The sequence below is a fragment of the Salinicoccus sediminis genome (assembly GCF_000986795.1).
In the GTDB taxonomy this organism is placed as follows: domain Bacteria; phylum Bacillota; class Bacilli; order Staphylococcales; family Salinicoccaceae; genus Salinicoccus; species Salinicoccus sediminis.
Map to the genome: position 1 here is coordinate 1 of NZ_LAYZ01000021.1, position 657 is coordinate 657.

Below are 657 nucleotides of genomic sequence, written 5' to 3' on the forward strand. Positions count from 1 at the left end.
CTCCGCTACCCACACCTCATCCGGTCACTTTTCAACGTAAGTCGGTTCGGCCCTCCATCCAGTGTTACCTGGACTTCAGCCTGGACATGGGTAGATCACCTGGTTTCGGGTCTGCAACCCCATACTCGTACGCCCTCTTCAGACTCGCTTTCGCTGCGGCTCCGCATTCGCTGCTTAACCTTGCATGAGATCACAACTCGCCGGTTCATTCTACAAAAGGCACGCCATCACCCATTAACGGGCTCTGACTACTTGTAGGCACACGGTTTCAGGTTCTGTTTCACTCCCCTTCCGGGGTGCTTTTCACCTTTCCCTCACGGTACTGGTTCGCTATCGGTCACTAAGGAGTATTTAGCCTTGGGAGATGGGCCTCCCGGATTCCGACGGAATTCCTCGTGTTCCGCCGTACTCAGGATCCACCGGGCCGCATAATGTCCTTTGCCTACGGGACTGTTACCCCCTCCGGCCGGCCTTTCCAGGCCGTTCGGCTCAACATTACTTGGCGTGTCGGTGTCCTACAACCCCAGCCGAAGCTGGTTTGGGCTCTTCCCGTTTCGCTCGCCGCTACTCAGGGAATCGATTTTTCTTTCTCTTCCTCCGGGTACTGAGATGTTTCAGTTCCCCGGGTCTACCGCCGCGTCAGCTATCTATTCACTG

The 657-nt window shown here is 56.0% G+C and carries 1 rRNA gene; it reads right to left on the reverse strand.

Going from position 1 to position 657, the window contains the following annotated elements:
- Positions 1–657, reverse strand: a 23S ribosomal RNA gene (locus tag WN59_RS07935); the annotation flags it as partial.